The sequence below is a fragment of the Paenibacillus sp. LHD-117 genome (assembly GCF_030929555.1).
Lineage (GTDB): Bacteria > Bacillota > Bacilli > Paenibacillales > Paenibacillaceae > Pristimantibacillus.
Genome location: NZ_JAVFVT010000024.1, coordinates 12,067 through 33,675 on the forward strand (window position 1 = coordinate 12,067; position 21,609 = coordinate 33,675).

At 43.5% G+C, this 21,609-nt stretch carries 11 protein-coding genes and 1 pseudogene; all 12 read left to right on the top strand.

Features of this window, described 5'->3' with window-relative positions:
• The first annotated feature begins 32 nt into the window (after nucleotides 1–32).
• Entirely contained in the window at nucleotides 33–5,570 is a 5,538-nt protein-coding gene (locus RB620_RS18650; protein ID WP_308096853.1) for a X2-like carbohydrate binding domain-containing protein, read from the top strand.
• Between the two features lie 638 nt (nucleotides 5,571–6,208).
• Nucleotides 6,209–6,352 (top strand): annotated as a pseudogene (locus RB620_RS18655) (Gfo/Idh/MocA family oxidoreductase); the annotation flags it as partial.
• A 307-nt stretch (nucleotides 6,353–6,659) separates the two neighbouring features.
• Complete coding sequence (locus RB620_RS18660) at nucleotides 6,660–7,919, top strand: sugar ABC transporter substrate-binding protein (protein WP_308096855.1); 1,260 nt, start codon at nucleotides 6,660–6,662, stop codon at nucleotides 7,917–7,919.
• 92 nt (nucleotides 7,920–8,011) lie between these two features.
• The gene (locus RB620_RS18665; protein ID WP_308096996.1) at nucleotides 8,012–8,920 is read left to right on the top strand and encodes a carbohydrate ABC transporter permease; all 909 of its coding nucleotides are present in this window, start codon (nucleotides 8,012–8,014) and stop codon (nucleotides 8,918–8,920) included.
• Between the two features lie 2 nt (nucleotides 8,921–8,922).
• Nucleotides 8,923–9,765: a carbohydrate ABC transporter permease gene (locus RB620_RS18670; protein ID WP_308096857.1), complete on the top strand. Its 843-nt coding sequence runs from the start codon at nucleotides 8,923–8,925 to the stop codon at nucleotides 9,763–9,765.
• Between the two features lie 51 nt (nucleotides 9,766–9,816).
• Nucleotides 9,817–13,923, top strand: a complete 4,107-nt coding sequence (locus RB620_RS18675; protein ID WP_308096859.1) for an S-layer homology domain-containing protein — start codon at nucleotides 9,817–9,819, stop codon at nucleotides 13,921–13,923.
• A gap of 150 nt (nucleotides 13,924–14,073) precedes the next feature.
• The gene (locus tag RB620_RS18680; protein ID WP_308096860.1) at nucleotides 14,074–16,335 is read left to right on the top strand and encodes a glycoside hydrolase family 31 protein; all 2,262 of its coding nucleotides are present in this window, start codon (nucleotides 14,074–14,076) and stop codon (nucleotides 16,333–16,335) included.
• 505 nt (nucleotides 16,336–16,840) lie between these two features.
• Nucleotides 16,841–18,403 (top strand): sensor histidine kinase, encoded by a 1,563-nt coding sequence (locus RB620_RS18685; RefSeq protein ID WP_374121428.1) that lies wholly within the window; start codon nucleotides 16,841–16,843, stop codon nucleotides 18,401–18,403.
• Between the two features lie 18 nt (nucleotides 18,404–18,421).
• Nucleotides 18,422–19,963: a response regulator transcription factor gene (locus tag RB620_RS18690; RefSeq protein ID WP_308096864.1), complete on the top strand. Its 1,542-nt coding sequence runs from the start codon at nucleotides 18,422–18,424 to the stop codon at nucleotides 19,961–19,963.
• A gap of 145 nt (nucleotides 19,964–20,108) precedes the next feature.
• Nucleotides 20,109–20,324 carry a X2-like carbohydrate binding domain-containing protein gene (locus RB620_RS18695; protein WP_308096865.1) on the top strand — a complete coding sequence of 72 codons (216 nt, stop codon included), beginning with the start codon at nucleotides 20,109–20,111 and terminating at the stop codon, nucleotides 20,322–20,324.
• 18 nt (nucleotides 20,325–20,342) lie between these two features.
• Complete coding sequence (locus tag RB620_RS18700) at nucleotides 20,343–21,008, top strand: S-layer homology domain-containing protein (protein WP_308096867.1); 666 nt, start codon at nucleotides 20,343–20,345, stop codon at nucleotides 21,006–21,008.
• 361 nt (nucleotides 21,009–21,369) lie between these two features.
• The gene (locus tag RB620_RS18705; RefSeq protein WP_308096869.1) at nucleotides 21,370–21,558 is read left to right on the top strand and encodes a glycoside hydrolase N-terminal domain-containing protein; all 189 of its coding nucleotides are present in this window, start codon (nucleotides 21,370–21,372) and stop codon (nucleotides 21,556–21,558) included.
• Nucleotides 21,559–21,609 lie beyond the last annotated feature (51 nt).

Consider the following 21,609-nt stretch of genomic DNA (forward strand, 5'->3'; position numbering starts at 1 on the left):
TTTGACAAAACAGATACGAAAGGTGGACTACGATGATTGAAGTGAAGGGCAAGCAAGAAATGAATCGATTAGCCGGCTGGATGAGGAAGGCCCGAATCGCCGTGTTGGCGTTTGTCGTATTAGCGGCGCAGCTTGGAATGTTTATTCCCGGAGAGCCTGCAGCCGTGGAAGCGGCTTCGAAAGAAATAGCGGCCAAGCCGTACATGGGCTGGAGCAGCTACAGCATGCAGGTTTGGGATACTTATAATGGCGGTAACGGAGGCACGTGGATAACCGCCGAACAGATAAAAGCGCAATCGGATGCAATGCATGAGAAGCTGCAGCCATACGGCTATGAATACATAAATGTGGATGCGGCCTGGAACGGGGGAATGGACGGTTATGGCCGCCCGATTCCAAGCACGACGCTTTTCCCTGAAGGACTGCAAGATGTTATTGATCACGTTCATGATAACGGGCAGAAGTTCGGCCTATACATCATTCCGGGCTTATCGCGGGAGGCGTATGATGAGGATCTGCCGATCTACAATGCCCCTGGTTGTTCAATGAAGGATATCGGAGATCCGACGAAAAAATCGGACGCTTGGGGTTTTGGCTACAAAATCGATTTTTCCAATGAGTGCGCGCAAAAATATATCGATTCCATTGCCGACCTCTTTGCCGAATGGGGCGTCGACTTCCTGAAGTTCGACAGCGTCACGCCGGGATCGGGCATCTCCGACCTTTCGCTGGATGCGCGGGATGATGTAAAAGCCTGGTCAAAGGCGCTTGAACCGCATGGTATTTGGTTTGAGCTGTCTTGGGCGCTCGATCTCAAATATATCGACTACTGGAAACAATACTCGAACGGCTGGCGTGTTGATTGGGATATCGAATGTTATTGCGCGGGGGCTTTAACGGACTGGAACAGCATTGCCCGGCTATTCCCGATAGCGGAGAAATTCTGGCGCCACGCGGGTCCGGGCGGCTGGAACGACTTCGATTCGCTGAACGTCGGCAACGGGGCGATGGACGGCATTACGCCGGACGAACGCAAGACGGCCATGACGTTCTGGTCGTTGTCGTCAGCGCAATTGTATACCGGCAACGACATGACGCGGCTGGACGACTACGGCCTGGAGTTGCTCACCAACGAAGAGGTGATCGCGGTGAATCAGGCGGGACGCCCGGGGCGCCCCGTATCGACCGCGACGCCGCAGCAGGTATGGTACGCGAACAACGGAGACGGCACCTACACCGTTGGCTTGTTCAACCTGGCTGACGAAGCCGCGACGGTAACGGCGAATTGGAGCGATATCGGCTTGATCGGCTCGGCTTCGGTTCGCGATCTGTGGAGCCATGAGGAGCTTGGCGACTTCGCATCGAGCTTCAGCTCCGCGGACTTGGCCCCGCATGCGTCGCGTTTGCTGAAAGTAACGACCAAGAACGGAACGATTCGCGTGAACGACGACGATACCGGCATGAAGTATACCGGGGAATGGACGCGTAACAGCGGCAAGGAAATGGCGGCCGACGAGCAGAACTTGGTCATCGATGTAAGCGATTCCGAGGCGGCGGACAGCACGATTAGCCCGACAACGGCCAGCTTCGACAAGAAGGAAGAAGAGCGCGTGGATGTCCGGACGACGCTGACGCTGAACGGCAATACGCTGAGCGCCATATCGAACGGCGGCTACACGCTGCAAGAAGGCGACGACTACACGGTCGACGGCAGCCTGGTGACGATCAAGAAGGAGTATCTCGCGTCCAGACCGGTCGGCGCGATCAACTTGACGTTTACCTTCAGCGGCGGTTCCGCGCAGAGCTTGGTCGTTACGGTAAGCGACACGACGGCAAGTGACAGCAAAGTGACGCCCGGCGCGGTCAGCTTCGATCATGCGGCGCAGTCCGACGTGGCGCTGACGCTGTCGCAGAACGGCAATACGTTGACAGGCGCGACGCGGGAAGGATCGGCCCTAACGGAAGGGACGGACTACACGGCGTCGGATACGGAGATTATTTTGAACAAGGATGCTCTGGCGGCTTTGCCGACCGGGACCTACCAGCTGGCCTTTGACTTCGATGGCGGTTCGCGGCAGAAGGTTGCGTTGGTGGTGAGAGACACGTCGGCCGGCGGCTCGATCTCCATCAACAACGACGATCAGGCTATTCAATATTCAGGCTTCTGGAATCGAAGTTACAACCGGGGACTGGGCGATTATATGGACGATGTCCATTTTGCGGAGAAGAATGACCAGGATTATCTGGAATATTCGTTTACGGGAACCGGAATCGAATATTTGACGGAATTGGATCCTTCGCAGGGCGATATCGATTTCTACGTGGACGGGGAGTTCCGGCAAACGGTCAGCACGTATAACCTCGGGCGGCAGGCTCAGATGCCCGTCTATACGATCACTGGTCTCGAGGACGGTCCGCATACGCTTAAGGCCGTTAAGAAATCCGGCATCTTCATGCTGCTCGACAAGCTACGAGTCATCACGCCGGATTTGATCAGCGAGACGGAAGCCGTGTTCGACAAGGCGGCAGGGCAGCAAGCGGACGTCGAAGTAACCGAAGCGACGGACAGAAGCTTGAGCGGCATGAAGCTGGGCGCGGCCGAACTGGCGGCGGGCACGGATTATACGGTCGCGGACGGTCAGATCGCGATCAAGAAGGAGTATCTGGGCGCAAGGCCGATCGGTATGACGAATCTGCTGTTAACCTTCGAAGGAGGCGGGGTGCAGACGTTGTCCATTGCCGTTCGCGATTCTTCGGCGGCGAACAGCGCGATCAGCCCGACGTCGGGCAGCTTCGACAAGAAGGCGGATGCGCAAGCGGACGTCGCGACGACGATGGAGCTTGCGGGCAATACGCTTACCGGCATTGCAAACGGCGAGACTGCGCTGCAATTAGGAACCGATTACACAGTGGCGGATCAACTGGTTACGATCAAGAAGGAATATTTGGCAGGTCGGCCGGTAGGCATGACGAACTTGAACTTCTCCTTCGATCATGGTGAATCGCAGACTCTGTCCATTACGATTAGCGATTCTACGCCTAAGAACAGCACGATTACGCCGACCGCAAGAAGCTTCGATAAAAATGCTTCGGCGCAGGCGAATATATCAACGACGATCGCGTTTAACGGCAACAGCCTGGAGGGCGTGGTGAACGGTGCGGCGAATCTGCAAGAGGGCGCGGACTACACGCTGTCGGGCAACCAATTGACGATCAAGAAGGAATATCTGGCGCAGCAGCCGGCAGGAATGGCCAATCTGACCTTAACCTTCAGCGATGGCGCCGCTCAGACTTTGGCGGTGACGGTGAGCGACACGCTGCGGGGGCGCTATGTCGACGTGAACGACGACGACACGGGCATTTCGTACAAAGGCGCTTGGCAGCATAACCGGAACAGGGGACTTGGCGATTACAAGGACGATGTGCACTTTACCGAGAAGGACAACGATTATTTGGAGTTTACGTTCCAAGGAACCGGCATCGAGCTGATTACGGAGAAGGATCCGTCTCAAGGCGATATGGGTATTTATATCGACGGCGAGTTCAAACAAACGATCAGCACTTACAACGACACCAAGCAAGCGCTTCAGACGGTGTACAGCATTAACGGTCTGACGGACGGCACCCATACGATCAAGGTCGTCAAGAAGTCGGGTTTCTACATGCTGCTGGATCAATTCAAGGTGAAGGTGTCGGATCTGCTGGGTTCGGATACGGTAAACATCGATAAGTCGGCCGCTTCCGACGTTACGACGATGCTCGCCGTCGACGGCAGCAATCTGCACGGGATCGCGAATGGCGAAGCCGTTTTGGTACAGGGCGCCGATTATACGCTGGACGGCGACGAGGTAACGATCAAGAAGGAATACCTGGCGGCGCTGCCGAACGGTCAGAGCGCGCTGACGTTCTCCTTCAAGGGCGATCATTTGGACGACATCCATTATACAGAGACGAATGGCGATTCCGTCGAATATACGTTCAAGGGTACGGGCTTGTCCTTCATTACGCCTAAGGGGCCCGAGCAGGGCGAGATCGATATTTTCGTGGACGGCGCGTTCCGGGAAACGGTGGACGCTCACCATGTAAGCCGGTTGACCGGTCAGACGGTGTTTAGCATCTCCGGGCTGTCTAGCGGCGAGCACACCTTCAAGGCCGTGAAAAAATCGGGCGGCGCGATGCTGGTTGACGGCGCGACGTTTAGCGTCAATTCTGAAGGTCCAACACCTACACCCGGTACGCCGTCGCCTTCTGTTCCTCAGCCGGAGCAAATAACGGTTAACATGGAAAACATGGATGGGAACTCCGGGAATGTTTTATCCACCGTTATCATTACGAGAACAACGCAAGCGGACGGCAAGAAGAAGGACAATGCAGTCTTAACGGCGGAGCAAGTCCAGAAGGCGGTGGAAAATCTCGCGGCAGGCGACAAATCGGCGACGATCATCATTCCGGATGCAAAGGACGAAGTATCCCAGACGACGGTAACGGTGCCGAAGGAAGCGAATAAGCTGCTTGCGGATGCCAAGATCGGACTCGGCATAACGACGGAGAACGCTAAAGTCTTTGTTCCGAATGAATCGCTGCAAGGCTTTGCGGACGACCTTTACTTCCAGTTGGTTCCGGTGAAAGAAGATAGCAAGAAACAAGAGATCGGGAACCGCGCGAATAAAGAAGCTGTCGTAACGCTTGTATCGGGCGATCAGGAGACATCCGTGCTGGGCCGCCCAATGACGATTGAAACGAATCTTCAGGGCCGCGAAGTCACGATTGTACTGCCGTTGAAGGACTTGGCGCTAAGTGAAGCGGAGCTGAAGGATGTCGGTATCTACATTGAGCACAGCGACGGAACGAAACAGCTGCTGAAAGGCGTTGTTGTTCCTTATAACAGCAAAGGCGATAAGGGATTGCAGTTTACCGTCGACCATTTCAGTTTATTCTCGCTCGTGAAGGTGCCTGGATTAGCGGAAACGTATCAGCATTCGGCCTATATGAACGGGTATGAGGACGGCACCTTCAAGCCGGACAAGAAGATTACCCGTGCCGAGATTGCAGCGATTTTATCAAGAGTGCTCACTCGGGATGCTAATGAAGCGGATATAGCTTACAGCGATGTAAGCTCGTCAAGTTGGGCGAAGGACGCTATATCTACAGCAACCAAAATGGGCTTGATGCAGGGCTACGCAGATGGCACCTTCGGACCTGACAAATCGATTACCCGTGCCGAAATGGCGAAGCTGGTTTCTATAATGATTGAGGAACCGGCCCATACGGGTGCAGGCTTTACGGATATTTCCAAGACTTGGGCAGAAGACGCCATTCTGGCTGTACAAAGCGCCGGCATTATGAACGGTTATCCGGATGGAACCTTTAAGCCGAACAACGCGCTGACACGCGCCGAAGCGGTGAGCATCATCAATCGCGTGCTTGACAGAGGTCCGTTAGATGGAGTGACGCTGTCCCCGTGGAAGGACGTTCCGACCGGACACTGGGCGTATAGCGACATTGTAGAAGCGACGGTTAACCATTCCTACGATCAACAGACAGACGGCGGAGAGCAGTGGGCCGGATAAAGCATAAGCAGGATGCGGAGAAAGATGATTTTGAACCTACAGTAAAGAATGCGCAAGCATGCGATTACTTGCGAATAGCCAGAGCCAACCTTCTATAAAGGGACGCTTCTCAGCAACGGAGGCATGGGGGGCAGTCGTTACGACTCGCGGATATTTGATTAGCGGAAGAACACCAGGAAGAGATCGGCACCTTCGACAGTCTATTCGCGAGACTGAAGGGAATTCCAGCTGAGTACGAATCCTTGAGCGAGGACGAATTATACTGCTGCTATGTGGAGATGGCGAGCGATAATTATAGCTATCCTTACCTGCGCCTGATGCCATGCGGTTCGCTGTTGCTCGGCTTCGACAGACGCAGAGCTGAGGTACTCGGTCATTCGCTCCATTTCGAGAATGGATTATGCGAGATAGACTTCCTGGTTGAGGGGACATCCGTTATGCTGCATGTACTCGTTGACCAGGAGGTTGACCGCTTATGGCTTGCCTTCAAGGATTCGGAACGGTCGGAATTAACCGCATTATTATTTAATCGGATTAAGCTTGTACCGGGTACATGTGTTAACACCGAATGACTCAAACTTACGGTCGGTTACAATAACCGCTTCCATCCGGATAGCCAATATCTAAAAGATATCGATGTGGAATGTGCAGCCTGGATCAATGCTATTCTGAATGACTCAGAAGTTGTTGTATCAGCAGAACAAGCACTTGTTGTCACTGAGATTTTGGAAGCAATTTATGAATCAGTCCGATCGGGTCAAACAGTCTATTTAAATCGTTAATATCTTAAAACACTGTAAAAGGAGAGCCCTGCAAAACGAATACAGTTTCTGTAGAATACAACCCAGTACCGCGCCGGTACTGGGTTTGTTGTACACTGGATGAAAAATGTAAAGCGAGTTGAATCGTTGTGCTTCAGCAAGCTAGACTATTAGCCGCATCGTTCCATGCGGAGCTATATAATTTTATATTAAATATGTCCACTCGTATTAGATATTTAGAATTTAAGAAAAAGTTGCAGTGCTTGATAATTAAATTAAAGAGAGCGCTCTCATAAATCCAAACGATATGAATAAGGAGGACTTGGAAATGAAGAAAGTGATTCCATTACTTGCTATCACTGCACTCTTAGCAGGTGCTTTGGCTGGCTGTGGTGGCAATGCGAATTCGTCGGATCCTACATCAAAAAAAGATAATGTAAGCACTGAGGATCCTAAAGAAAAAGTGGAGTTAACCATGTGGACATATTTTGAAAATGCCAATCAAAAAAAGGTGCTTGATGATTGGACTGAGGGTTTTAACGGATCACAAAGTGAGATTGAAGTAAGTCATGAATATGTTCCGTTTGCAGATTTTAAAAAGCAGTTATCCGTAGGCTTGGCTGCTAATGAACTTCCTGATGTTGTAATCATCGATAATCCTGATATGGCTTCCTATATTGCGATGGGCTTATTTGCAGATATAACAGATCAAATTAGTGATTGGGCAGATAAGGATCAGTACTTTGAAGGACCTTGGAAATCTACAATGTTAGATGGCAAGAATTATGGCATACCTATGGTAAGTAATACTTTGGCATTGTACTACAATGAAGACATACTTGCTAATGCAGGAGTAAATCCCCCAGAAACATGGGATGAATTAAGAGAGGTTGCCAAAAAGGTAACAGGCAATGGAGTATCAGGACTTGGTATTGCAGCTCCAAAGACCGAAGAAGGAACATTCCAATTTATTCCTTGGTTGCTTTCAAGTGGAGCGACTGCAGAAAAAGTCGATGGTGCTGAAGGTATTCGATCTTTTACATTTTTAGCGGATATGATCAAGGATGGTTCTTTGGCAAAGGAAAGTATCAACTGGACGCAGTCAGATGTTAACAAGCAGTTTATGGCAGGGAAACTTGCTATGATGGTGAATGGTCCATGGCAGATTCCGACTTTAGAAAGTGAGGCGCCAGACCTTAAATGGAATGTTGTTCAGATCCCTAAAGATAAACAGTTCTCATCTGTACTTGGCGGAGAAAACATTGGCGTCGTAAATGGCAAGAATGTTGATGCTGCGGTTAAATTTATTAAGTATATTGGGCAGGCAGAGATCGTCAAACAGACTGCAATTGATTATGGTGCATTCCCTCCGAGAATGGATGTAGCACAAGATATGACATGGACAGATGATCCCGTACTTAAGGTGTTTATGGATGCAATGCAATATGCAATGCCTAGAGGACCACATCCACAATGGCCTGAAATCTCGAATGCTATGTCAACTGCTTTGCAGGAAACGTTAACACTCACAAAGACACCTGAACAAGCAGCAAAAGATGCACAAGAAAAAATAGACAAGATAGATTAGATCTTCGAGCTTAGGATAATTAACTGAAGTTCAATCATGTACTTCAGTTAATTTATCCTCTCCACGATGGCGATAGGGGTAGTGGTTTAGTGATGAGAAATAGAAGCTGGAAAATAAAAGAGAATTATATGGGACATTTCTTTGTATTTCCTGCATTGATTTATATGCTGGTGTTTATTGGATATCCCATCATTAATAACTTTATTCTTAGTTTCCAGGACGTTAACGTTATGACGCTGGCAAATGATTCAAAACAATTTGTTGGACTTGCGAATTATATGGAGTTGTTCAAAGAAAAAGATTCTGTATTACTCCTATCTCTACGGAATTCACTGATTTACACAGTTGCTAGCATTACCTTTCAATTTGTAATTGGTTTTTCACTTGCCCTACTCTTTGTGAAGAAATTCAAACTAGCACAAACACTTAGGGGTTTAGTTATGATTAGTTGGTTGATTCCGGTGACGATTACCGCTTTACTATTCAAATTTATGTTTAGCGTGAATGGTGGAATCATTAATGAAATATTGCTTTTCTTCCACTTTATTGATAAGCCGATCGAGTGGTTATTACAACCTGCTAGCGCAATGTGGTCCTTAATAATTGCAAATAGTTGGATCGGTATCCCATTTAATATGATTCTTCTGACGACTGGACTTTCAACTATACCGAACGATGTATATGAAAGCGCTAATATTGATGGAGCGAACAGATCCCAAAAGTTTTTCCATATCACTATTCCTTTGCTTAAACCTGCAATTGCTTCGGTCTTAATACTTGGATTTATATTCACCTTTAAAGTCTTTGATCTTGTATATGTCATGACACAAGGTGGACCTGTAAATGCTACTGAGATGCTTTCAACATTCTCATATAAGTTATCTTTTACAGAATTTAATTTCAGCAAGGGTGCAGCGGTAGCAAATGTCCTTTTTGTTATATTATTTATCATCAGTCTAGGCTATTTGAAACTTATCAAAGAAGAAGAGGAGGTGATGTAGATATGAAAAAACTCTCCTCTAAACAGAAATCAATATTAACCGCTGCAGCTGCTTTTTTAATATGTATGGTATTTTTATATCCATTATATTGGCTAATCGTAACTTCTCTCAAAACAGAGGTTGATATTTTCAAATCTCCTCCCTCCTTGTTTCCTGAAACGGTATCATTTAACGCTTATTTGTCTCAGTTGAAAAGTGGAGAATACAATATGCTCAATGCTTTCTACAATAGTGCCATTATATCTGTAAGCGCTATGGTACTATCGACGGTGCTCTCCATACCGGCAGCCTATGGTTTAGCTAGATTTAGATTTAAAGGAAAAAAGCTCTTTATTCTATCCTTTCTTGTTACACAGATGCTTCCATCAACACTGGTTTTGACTCCGTTATTCATCATGTTTAACAATCTACAAATTATTAATACTTATGTTGCTCCTATTCTTGCAGATTCAACCATTGGAATTCCTTTTGCCATACTTATTCTAAGAACCTATTTTTTATCAATACCAAAGGAATTGGAAGAGGCAGCAAAAATGGATGGTTGCAATCACTTTACGGCTTTTATTAGGATTATGATTCCTATTGCCTACCCAGGAGTAGTCGTTGCAGCAGTGTTTTCCTTACTGTATGCATGGGGGGACCTGATTTATGGTTTAACCTTCATCAACAAATCATCAATGAGGCCAATTACCGCGGGAATCTACAACTTTATGCAGCAGTATGGAACTTCGTGGAACTCTGTCATGGCTTATGGAATGATCACAATTTCACCAGTAGTTCTGATCTTTATTTTTATGCAAAAGTATATTGTTAGTGGACTAACTAATGGAGCCATAAAAGCATAAAGGTTAATAAATGGATGAAAAGTAAAAAAAAATTGGGAGTGATAATTTACGATGAAGAAATCTTTATCATTGGTATTAGCTCTAACCATGATCTTATCTGCCTTCCCTTCGATTAACAGTAGTGTAAAGGCAGCAAGCACAAATTTATTGACAAACCCAGGATTTGAAAATCAAAAAACAGGATGGAATTTTCACAATGCGAATATAGCGGGAAATAATCCACACTCGGGAGCGTATGCTTTTGCTTTAGATCCGGATGTAAATATTGGAAGCAGATATGTTGAACAGGAAGTCACAGTGCCTTATACCGGAACATATAAAACTTCTGCTTATATATCAACAGGAGGAGAATTAGGTGCTTTTGGTGTTAGGAGAGCTGATGGTGATGAGTTAGCGAATATTGTTCTACCAGCAGGAGCTACCTATAATGTACCTTTTGAATTAGAACCCATTCGTTTGAAACAAAATGATCGAGTAGTCGTGTATACCAAGAGCGGAACAGGATGGGTCAATGGGGATGATTACTCTTTTATATATGATCCTTCTAGTGTCTTGGATAATTTAATGAGTCAAGATCAATTTAATCAGATGGTTAGAATTCCACAAGCAGGAGATTATATTCTAACTGCTGCAGTAAGCGGTAATGGTAATGTTACGATTACTGCTGGTGAAAGTAACACAATGGTAACCGCAACGGAAACGCCTCAAGAAGTGGAGTTAGTGGTAACAGATTTAGCAGTAGATCAAGAGCTTGATATATCGGTCACTGATGGAGCTGTAGTGACAAATTATTCACTATTATTTGATACAAGTGAAATGGAGAATACTCCACCTCTAGCTCAAAATGTAGCAATATCAGGTAATTTATGGACAGGAGAAACCGTACTTGGCAGCTACACTTTTTTTGATGAGGATGAAGGCCAAACGGAAGGAAATAGTACCTATCAGTGGTTAGCCTCTGATACACCAGATGGTGAATATGAGGTAATTGATGGGGAAACTAGCAAAACTCTATATATAACAGACGCGCTCGATGGCAAATATATTAAGTACGCTGTTACTCCTAAAGATAATTGGAAGCTTGAAGGAGAAGAAGCAATGTCAGAACATTCAAGCGAATTTGTTAAGATCAATTATGTTCGCAACGCTAGCTTTGATATTGAAGCTGATCGATCGCCTGAAGGTTGGAAGTTTAGTAAAGGCGGTGCTTTTATTAATGACAAAAATAGAGCAAGAACAGGATTCCTATTTGGTTATTTACCTGCCAATAATCCAAAAGCAGATGTTTCCTATGCGTTTAAGGTTGAAAAGACTGCGTGGTATGATTTAAGCATGTATATTAAAGCAGCAGCACAAGGTACAGAGATCGGTGTCAGATATGCGGGTAGTACTTCAGCTATTAACTCAAAGCAAACTGAAAATGGAACGCAAGGTTACGAAAAAGTGACTTTAGAGCATGTTCTGCTTGAAAAAAATAGTGTTGTTGAAGTTTATGCAAAAGGTGGTAGTACCTCAGAAGCATTAATCGATGATATTCAAATATTTGCAAATTCAACCACTGATATCCCGGATATGGCTAATTTATTTGACTTCAGGGGAGAAAAGCAGTTCGGCAAGGCTGTGATTAATTACGAGGAGAAGTCAGTATCGTTCAAGGTGCCTTATGACACTGATGTTACTTCACTTGATGTTGTAATGGAAGTTTCAGAAGGTGCAAGTATTAGTCCATCAACCAATGGAGTGAATTTTAGTCATCCTGTAGAATTTACGATTAGTAAGGGTAATGTAAGCAATGTGTGGACAATAACATGTATAGGGATGGAAAAAAAGCCTTCTATAATATCAAGCAATCAATATTTACAAGATGAATTTCTATGGGCAACTGACAAAACGGATATATTCGTAGTGACAGGTCAAAAGGGGTTAATCAATCAAAATGAGTATGGTACCGGAACAGGCCCAGTAGATTATAATCCAGGTTATTGGGCCGGATATTTTGACAGAACTGCATTTTATGCCAGAGACTTTGCTCATCAGGCAGTCGGTGCTCAAATAGTAGGATTAGCTGATGAGAATTTCCAAATGATTAAAACTTTTGCCGAAGGCTCAACGGAATCAAGAAAATGGTACACGGTGTGGGCACATAATTTTGACGGCTCTCCATTTACTCTAGATTATAAAAATGATAATGATTTTATCCGTGAGTTACCTGCTCCATTCGAGATTGTCCAGAAAGTATATGAATTGTACCGTTGGACTGGCGATGAAAGATATATTCAAGATGAAACGCTGTTCAATTTCAGCACCAGGATTATGACGGATTTTGTCACATTGCATGAAACTAACGGGAATGGAGTAGCAGAGGGAGTTCAAGGTGGAAATCTTTGGCTAGGTCAAAGCACCTATAATGAAAGAGGCAGTATTATGCCGCTTGAAGCAGGAGAAAGTATCGCTTCTCAATATCAAGCTACACTTGCATATGCAGGTATTTTGAAGGCAAGAGGGGAACTAGATGAAGCGACGATATGGGAGAAGAAAGCAGCCGATTACAAGAACTACTTCAATGAAGAATGGAGTTTTCAAGAAGGCAAAGATCACTTTGCTTGGGGAGTAAGCGATGATGGTACGAAACATTTTGGAATTAGTAAAGAGAGCAGCTTCTTTTTACTGATGAAGGAGCTTGCAGAACCTGGAGCACGTACTGAAAAGGAAATCGAGCTTATTGAGGAAAGTTTGGGAAGTGGTATTGGTAGCAATGACTCTGCTCCTAATAATATTGAGACATATACTTATCTACCTGATACGTATTTTCCTTACAACAAGTCAGACTTAGCCTGGAAGTGGATGAAATATATCATCGACAGAAAAGATAGACCACATGAAAGACCAATACAAGGGACTAATGGAGATTATCCAGAAATATCGTTTACATTCATTTCTCAGGTCATTACAGGTATGATGGGAATTGAACCATATGCTGGAGAGCACTTCATCATTACAGCACCACGTCTACCATCTGAAGTAAGTGATGTAGAAATTTTATATCTACCAGTCGGTGATCATGAGATCAATGTTAAGCATACCGGACTAAAACAAACTAAAGTCACTAATGTATCTAGCGAGCCTATTACTTGGGAAGCAAGATTCTATGGTGATTTTAATAAAATCACAGTCGGTGAGCAGAAATATAATGCTGAGCACAAGGAAATAAACGGAGTTAAAGTTAGCTACGCAACCATTACGGTTCCTGCGAATGGAACCTTAGAAGCGGTAGCCATTTCTGAAACTGAAATATCCCATACCCTTACAGCGACAGCAGGAGCAAACGGAATTATTGATCCAAGCGGTGAAGTAACGGTAAATGAAGGAGATAGCTCAACATTTACATTCACACCTGATAATGGTTATGTAGTTGATCAAGTGATGGTAGATGGAACGGCAGTAACAGTAACCGGCAACAGTTATACTTTTAATGATGTAGTAGGCAATCATACGATTCATGTTACTTTCAAGAAAAGATCAACACCGACACCTACTGATCCAGTTAAGCCAACTGAACCAACAAAACCAACAGAACCAACAGAACCAGAAAAACCAACTGAACCAGAATCTCCAAAAATAGATCTATCTGATATCGTAGATCATTGGGCTAAGGCATCCATTAAAAAATCAGTGGAACTCGGAATTGTAAATGGTTATGAAGATGGAACGTTCAGACCAAATGATTCAGCAACACGCGGTGAGTTTTCAACGATGTTAGCTAGAGCACTGAAATTAGATACTGCAGTAACGGAGTTTGGCTTTGCGGATCAAGACCAAACACCAGTATGGGCCATGCCATTCATTCATGCGCTTACTAAAGCAGGATTTATTGCAGGGTATGAAGATGGGACTTTCCGTGCAAATCATACTATAACTAGAACTGAGTTAGTAGTTATTATTGTACGTGCAATGGGTCTTGAAGTGGATCCAAACGAAACACTTCCATTTGATGATGCAGATCAAGTTCCAGTATGGGCAAAACCTTATGTAGCAGCAGCTGCAAAAGCAGGCATCGTTAAGGGAAATGGGGATGGCACATTTAATCCGAATAGCTCAGCAACCCGAGCAGAAGCAGTCACTTTGATTTTAGCTATGCTAGATAAGTTGAACCAATGATACTTACCTGCATTTTTATGCATATCCAATCAATTTGAAGTATTCGAGCATTGTCCATAAATGCCCAGCCATCGAAGAGATGACTAAGCTTAACTATCGATTAGAAATGATGGCTGGGTAGTATGGTTAAAAACTAGAGAGGTGAACACTATGCAAGGTACAACTTTATTAAATGATTCTGTAGATATCAGCCAGGAATTTAATCGAATTGAAAATACGTTTTTTTTTGGTATGAATGTAGTGGGTAGTAGGGTAGAAGAGGAAGATCGGAAATTACGATTTGAACGCTTTGGTCGAAAGTCACGTATTTCCTTTAATCAGGCAGAACTTGCTTTTGAGCCAACCAGATCATGGGAGTTTCCAGTGGAATATACAGAATCGCCTGAACTTCCATTTTCGATTTCTTTTGTTTCGAATAGAACAGTTCGCATACGAATGAAGTCAAGAGCTGGTAAATTCGATCAAGTCCCTTCTCTGATGATTCCAGAGACTATTCCTTCTGATACTAGTTGGAAACAGGTAATGCGTGAGAACGAGGTTGAATGGGTCAGTGACGCTGGCTCAGTGATTTTACAAATGAATCCGTTTCATTTGATTTTTAAAGATACAAGTGGAAAAATATTAACCCAAACGTATCATATGCAGGATAATTTATCTTTAGTGAATACAAAAATCCCATTCTCTTTCGTTCGCTCGAATGCTGATATGCAGACAACAATTGCGGCTAGCTTCACTTTATCGCCTCAAGAGAAAATATATGGCTGTGGAGAATCATTCACCGCATTGAATAAACGCGGGCAAAAAATAAATTTATGGACCAAGGATGCATTCGGTGCTCAAACACCATACATGTATAAACCAGTACCTTTCTTTATGAGCAGTAGAGGATATGGTATGTTTATTCATTCAAGCGCAGCAATAACATTAGATTTTGGGCAAACTTATGATGAAATAAACAGCATTTATTTAAATGATGAGGAGCTAGATTTGTTTTTCTTTTTGGGGGAGCCACAGCAACTCCTTTCAGAATATACTGCATTAACGGGGAGAAGTCCCGTTCCCCCACTCTGGTCCTTTGGTTTATGGATGAGTAGAATTACATATGAATCTGAAACAGAAGTAAGAGAAGTAGCTCATAAGCTACGTAATCATCATATTCCATGTGATGTGATTCATTTGGATACAGGCTGGTTTGAGACAGACTGGCGATGCAATTATGAATTCGCTCCCTCGAGGTTTGAGAATCCAGACCAAATGATTGCTGATTTACGTGAGCAAGGCTTCCAAATCAGTCTATGGCAGCTCCCTTACTTTACACCAAACAATGAATATTATCAGGAAATCATTGATCGTGGTTTTGCTGTTAAAAATTTAAGCGGAGGATGGCCAACTGAAGATGCAATTCTAGATTTCAGTAATCCAGAGGCGGTAACTTGGTATAAAGAAAAGATCGCAGGTCTCCTTAAAAAGGGAGTTAGCGCAATTAAAGTTGATTTTGGTGAAGCTGCTCCTATTCATGGCATGTACCATTCAGGCAAAAGTGGTTTGCTTGAGCATAATTTATATCCGCTTCGCTATAATAAAGCAGTTGGAGATATTACAAAGGAAATAACAGGTGAATCGATTATATGGGCTAGAAGTGCATGGGCTGGGAGTCAACGTTATCCGCTGCATTGGGGTGGTGATGCCGAGAATACGAACAGTGCAATGGCCGCAACATTGCGAGCAGGCTTATCTCTAGGACTTTGTGGCTTCACTTTCTGGAGTCATGATATTGGTGGATTCGTTCATCGTAGTCCGGAAGAGTTATATCGCCGATGGATGCCATTTGGTATGTTGACCTCCCACAGCAGATGTCATGGGGCACCACCTAAAGAGCCTTGGGAATATAGTGAAGAGTTTATGAATGATTTCCGATCAGCTACCGAACTGAAATATAGGTTAATGCCTTATATCTACACACAAGCACATTTATGTAGTCAGCAAGGTTTACCTATGATGCAGACTTTGTTCCTTCAGAATCCGAAGGATCCCAATGCATGGTTGATTGATGACGCATATATGTTCGGAAGTGATATACTAGTCGCTCCATTATTTGAAAGTGATAATGAAAGAAAAGTATATGTACCGGAAGGTATGTGGATTGATTTCCAAACAGATCAAACCTATGCAGGTGGTAAATGGTACGATATTGAGGCAGGCACCATTCCAATTATTATTTTAGTTCGATCAGGAAGTATTATCCCACAAGTAAAACCAGCTGCACATACAAGAGCTATCGATTGGAATGAAGTAGATTTCAAGATTTATAAGGCTAACGGACAAGAATCATGTGAGGGCAATTATTATCATCTTATTGAACAGAGAATGTACAAAGTACAATGGGTAGACAATAAAGTGCAGCTTATTTAGTCGAATTGGAGAAGCAAAACGAATTAACCTGTGAATCTGTATGCTTATGTAGGTACAGCAGACACAGGTTTTTAAAAGTAATATGCTTATGAAGGTAATTGCTATTCAGAAGCGGAGTGATTTGTTACGATAGGCATGAGAAACTTCCTTTGCCGAGAGGCTATTACTATTAATGTATGGGAATGTGGTAACTATGCTAACAAAAAGAGTGAATAATAGTTTTAATAAGGGGAAGTATGGGAATTGGTTCATTAGGAAATTTAAAAAACTTAGCTTTAAGCAAAAACTAATTTTTTCATTTATTTTTATATCCATAGTTCCAATTCTCTTTATTCAGACTCTCTCATTATACAACATAACTCTTTCCATGCAGAAGAAAGTAAATGAACTGATAAGTTTCAACTTAGAAACATCTACAAAGAATTTGGATACGACGTTAAATTCATATACAGACGTTTTGTATCAGTTATACACGGATGATGATTTGGTTGAGCAGGTAGCACTCATGAATAATGGGTCTAATGATGATAAGATCATTGCTTTTAGCGTAATAAGTGAGAAGCTGAAAAACGCTGTAAGCGGCAAAGACGGAGTAAGAAGCATTGCTGTATTATGTGAAAATAATGGTATTGCTTTTTATGATTCGGTGACAGCCTCGTCAATTGATAATATTTGGATGAATTATTCGGATGTTACGCAAACCAGTGTTTATAAAAAAGCGATCGAGAGTAGTCAGATGGTTCTAGAGCCTACAGCGTTCGTTGAAAATAGAGATGGGAAGGATTATTACCTTTTTCATATCGCCAAAAAGATGATCGACTTTAAGGAGTTTAATAAAGAAATTGGGGTAGTAGTGATAAGTCTAGATGAGAATGTTATATTCAAGGCCAGTAATCAATTGGGTGAGATAAATAATGAAAAAAACTCCAACGGAATAAATTTTTTGTTTGACAAAGATGGATATATTGTTTCATTCCCTAAAAAGGAGTTCTTAGGTAAGAACATCAATGATTTTGCTTCATCTGTCAATGATAGCGATAATGATAATATAAAGAACTTGTTAAATGAAGCTTTGTTATTTACTGAGAAACCCGTACTCATAAATAGTTTTTTGGATGAGAAGACAAACTGGTCGATCATTAATGTTGTTGATAAGAAGTATCTTTTCAATGATATTTACTTGTTGCAGAGAATTACTGTTATATTTGGGGCGGTTGCTATATTGTTTTCCATCATCTTTATCATTTACATATCCGGAAGTTTTGCAAAATCCATAGGAAAGATTCTGGCAGCAATGAAAACCGTACAAGAAGGCGAGCTATCTATACAAGTTGAATTGGAAGAACAGGATGAGATCTCGATCATAGCCTTGAGATTTAACAAGATGATGAACCGGATTAGTTTGCTTTTGGAAGAAGTGAAAAATGTGACTTTTAAGCAAAAGGAAGCTGAAATTAGAGCTTTGGAAGCTCAAATAAATCCTCATTTTCTTTATAATACATTAGATTCGATCAATTGGATGGCCATTGAAAAAGAAGAATATGATATTAGTAAAATGCTTAAGAGCCTTGCACAAATTCTTCGCTACAGTATTAGCAAAAGCAATAAAGTTGTAACGATACGCGAAGAACTGGAGTGGATGAAGCAATATATTTATTTGCAGCAAAATCGATTTAACTATTCATTTGAATGTAATATTTCTGTGGATGAAGAGGTGTTGTCATGTGAAATTTATAAACTATTGTTCCAACCGTTTATAGAGAATACATTAATTCATGGATTTGAAGGATATACTTCTGGAGGAGTTATTAATATTATTATTAGCTCCTATAAAAATAAATATATTATTATACAAGTCGAAGACAATGGTAAAGGAATAGATGAGCAGACATTAGCAGCTATCTGTAATAATAGAACGATTAATGTTGATTACCAAGGAACAGGTATTGGCATAAGAAATGTATTCGAACGGTTAAGGATGTATTATGGTGAGGAAGCTAGTTGGCAAATTTCAAGTATTCTTAAAGAAGGGACTTGGATTAAGTTGACCTTACCTAAACTTGACTAGTGTGGAGGGGAGAGCTTTATGAGAATTGTAGTGGTAGAAGATGAAGTCAAAACCCGACAGGGAATCATAAGGTTAATACAGAAAATATCTAAGCATGAGGTTGTAGGAGAAGCTGAAAATGGTTTGATTGGTCTAGAAATTATTACGGAGTTAAAGCCTGATTTGGTTATTGTGGATGTAAAAATGCCTAAAATGAATGGCTTAGAAATGCTTGCAGAGCTAAAGAATATGGGAATACGGCATAAGAACATTATACTTAGCGGTTTTACTGATTTTGAGTATGCTCAAAAAGCAATAAAAGTTGGAGTCAATGAATATTTGTTAAAACCTATTGAAGTCGATGATTTGAAAAAGACATTAGATAATATTGAAATAGAGCTCATGGCAGAGAAAGAACTTCAGTTGAAAAAAATCCAAGGTTTGGAGACTGTAGATTATTTGTTTCAAAATCTTATTTTTGGAAATATAAATAATGAAACAGATCTATTAAACCGTTTAAAAAATGAGCATAGCATTGACAATGAACAAGCATTTATTGCGATATCTGTGTATATGCCTCAATCTAATGATATTGAGAGAGATGAAGTCAGACGTTCAATTGTTGAATCAATTCAAAGATTCGAGGAAATTAAATACTATGATATTGAACTAAGTGTACTTAATGAGATTGTATTTCTAGTCCATTCTAGTGAAAGCGATCACATTTTGGAAAGACACTTCCAAAAGGAGATTTTCAAAGCAATTCGTCAAAAATATGAAGGTAATATGATTATAGGCTGGATTGGTTTCACAGGTATTGAACACTTTCGAGAGAGTTTGCAAACGATACGTAAAGAATTCAAGTGGTCGATTGTACTGGGCGAAGATGTGCTAATATGCTATCCCAATACCCTAAAGACAAGCACTAAATTAATGCAGTATCCAGTGGAAATAGAAAATAATATAAAGTCAGCGGTTTTTAAGGGTGATATCCAATTAATCCAGGAACAGGCAGAACGATTTATGTTATGGTGTCAACGGGACAAATACCAACCTACTTATGTTATTGAGGCATTTACAAGATTCTCTTCTGCTTTGATCAACGCGCTTAAAGAGTTTGATCAGTCACTTTATGAAGAACTTTATCAGAATGAAACCCTCAAAAGCATTATGGATGCTATAACTTGGAATGAACTTAAAGGAATTGTGCAAGAGATAGTTGAAAAGATTACAGCCCGTCGGAAAAATGGAGACCAAATATATGGAATGATCATAAAGAAAGCGTTAGGTCAGATTGAGGAGCGCTATAGGGAAGGTATTTCTTTGGAAGAGGTAGCTTCAAAACTTGGAATTACTCCTGAATACTTAAGTAGTCAGTTTAATCGGGAAGTCGGAAGGAATTTTACTGCATATGTAAAGGAGTTTAGAATCAGGAAAGCAAAAGAGCTTTTGATGACCAAAAATTTGAAAACATATGAGGTAGCTGATTTGGTGGGTTACAACGATCCTAAATATTTTTGTCGTGTTTTCAAGGAGATCACGGGATTATCTCCTGGATATTTCCAAAAATCCAATCAATAATTCATTTCAAGAAAATTCACTAGCGTTGCACTAATGTTCTCTGAAATTTCAAAACTTTCTGCCTTGCTGAAACCTTCGCATAAAAAAACCTTTACAATAGATATGGTAGGTAGCCCTGTCCATAATCCACTGAAAGGATTAGTCGTTGGTACAGGGAGCAGATTATACGCTGGACGGCGATGAGGTGACGATCAAGAAGGAATACTTGGCGACGCTGCCTAACGGTCAGAGCGCGCTGACGTTCTCCTTCAAGGGCGATCATTTGGACGACATCCATTATACGGAGACGAATGGCGACTCCGTCGAATACACGTTTTCGGGTACGGGCTTGTCCTTCATTACGCCTAAGGGGCCGGAGTAGGGCGAGATCGATATTTTCGTGGACGGCGCGTTCCGGGAAACGGTGGACGCTCGCCACGCAAGCCGGTTGACCGGTCAGACGGTGTTCAGCATCTCCGGGCTGCTTAGCAGCGAGGCCGTGAAAAAATCGGGCGGCACAATGCTGGTTGACGGCGTGACGTTCAGCGTGCAAGCCGAGACGACGCCAACACCAACGCCGACTTTCGATTCGAGTACGGGTTCGCAGCCAACGCCGACGCCGATTGTTCCGACGGATCAAATCAACGAGCATGAGGCCTATATGGAAGGGTACGAGGATGGAAACTTCAAGCCGGACAAAAACATTACCCGAGCCGAGATAGCCACGATTTTGTCCAGGGTGCTTACACGTGATGCGGTAGCCGAGAACAAAAATTACGGCGATGTAAACGAGGCGGGCTGGGCGAAGGACGCCATATCGGCCATGACTCGAATGGGCTTGATGGAGGGTTACCCGAATGGCGGCTTCGGGCCGAATAAATCGATTACCCGCGCGGAAATGTCGAAGCTGGTTTCGCTCCTGATCGACGAGACGACCGAAACGGGGGCAGGCTTTGCCGATGTTGCGGGCGGCTGGGCTCGAGATGCCATTCTAGCCGTGCAAGGCGCCGGTCTCATGAAAGGGTACGAGGACGGAACCTTCAGGCCGAACAACGCTTTGACGTGAGCGGAAGCGGTGACCATCGTCAATCGCGTGCTGGACAGAGGTCCCCTGGAAGGATGTTAAGACAGCGCACTGGGCATATCGCGATTTCGTGGAAGCTTCAATTCATCATTCTTACGATCAGCTAGAAGACGGTCAGCAATGGGCCGGGTAATCGCATAAGACGGAAGGAAGGGGCAATCGTCGCGACTTGCCCCTATTTTCGCGCGTGCCGGACACATCTCGCATCCCGCAAACGATTTCGGCCGCTCATACGGAAGATCGTACCCCCGAATCCGCAAGTGTACCTTTACGAAAAGGGACGAACGCCGTTACGATCAATAGGAGTAAGCGCTAACATTGAATTTTGATGAGATGGTGCGATATGGGGAAAATGAAGATGTTTTATATAAGCCCGGCCGCCGGATGGCAGCAGGGATTGCCGATAGGGAGCGGAAGGCTCGGAGCGGTCGTTCAAGGGGGCATGGAGAGGGAAACCTGGAGCTTGACGGAAATGACGTATTGGTCGGGTCGACCGGAGGAGCCGATAAGCCCGAATGGGAATTTAAATTAGAACGCAGATCCAGCTTCACCCTTGCTCCCTCCAATCAAGAATGTCCATTTT

Excerpts from the sequence above, each read along its gene's own strand:
- RB620_RS18680 (WP_308096860.1), top strand. The coding sequence starts at position 14,074 with ATGCAAGGTACAACTTTATTAAATGATTCTGTAGATATCAGCCAGGAA.
- RB620_RS18650 (WP_308096853.1), top strand. The coding sequence starts at position 33 with ATGATTGAAGTGAAGGGCAAGCAAGAAATGAATCGATTAGCCGGCTGG.
- RB620_RS18705 (WP_308096869.1), top strand. The coding sequence starts at position 21,370 with ATGGGGAAAATGAAGATGTTTTATATAAGCCCGGCCGCCGGATGGCAG.
- RB620_RS18690 (WP_308096864.1), top strand. The coding sequence starts at position 18,422 with ATGAGAATTGTAGTGGTAGAAGATGAAGTCAAAACCCGACAGGGAATC.
- RB620_RS18665 (WP_308096996.1), top strand. The coding sequence starts at position 8,012 with ATGAGAAATAGAAGCTGGAAAATAAAAGAGAATTATATGGGACATTTC.
- RB620_RS18670 (WP_308096857.1), top strand. The coding sequence starts at position 8,923 with ATGAAAAAACTCTCCTCTAAACAGAAATCAATATTAACCGCTGCAGCT.
- RB620_RS18660 (WP_308096855.1), top strand. The coding sequence starts at position 6,660 with ATGAAGAAAGTGATTCCATTACTTGCTATCACTGCACTCTTAGCAGGT.
- RB620_RS18685 (WP_374121428.1), top strand. The coding sequence starts at position 16,841 with ATGAATAATGGGTCTAATGATGATAAGATCATTGCTTTTAGCGTAATA.
- RB620_RS18675 (WP_308096859.1), top strand. The coding sequence starts at position 9,817 with ATGAAGAAATCTTTATCATTGGTATTAGCTCTAACCATGATCTTATCT.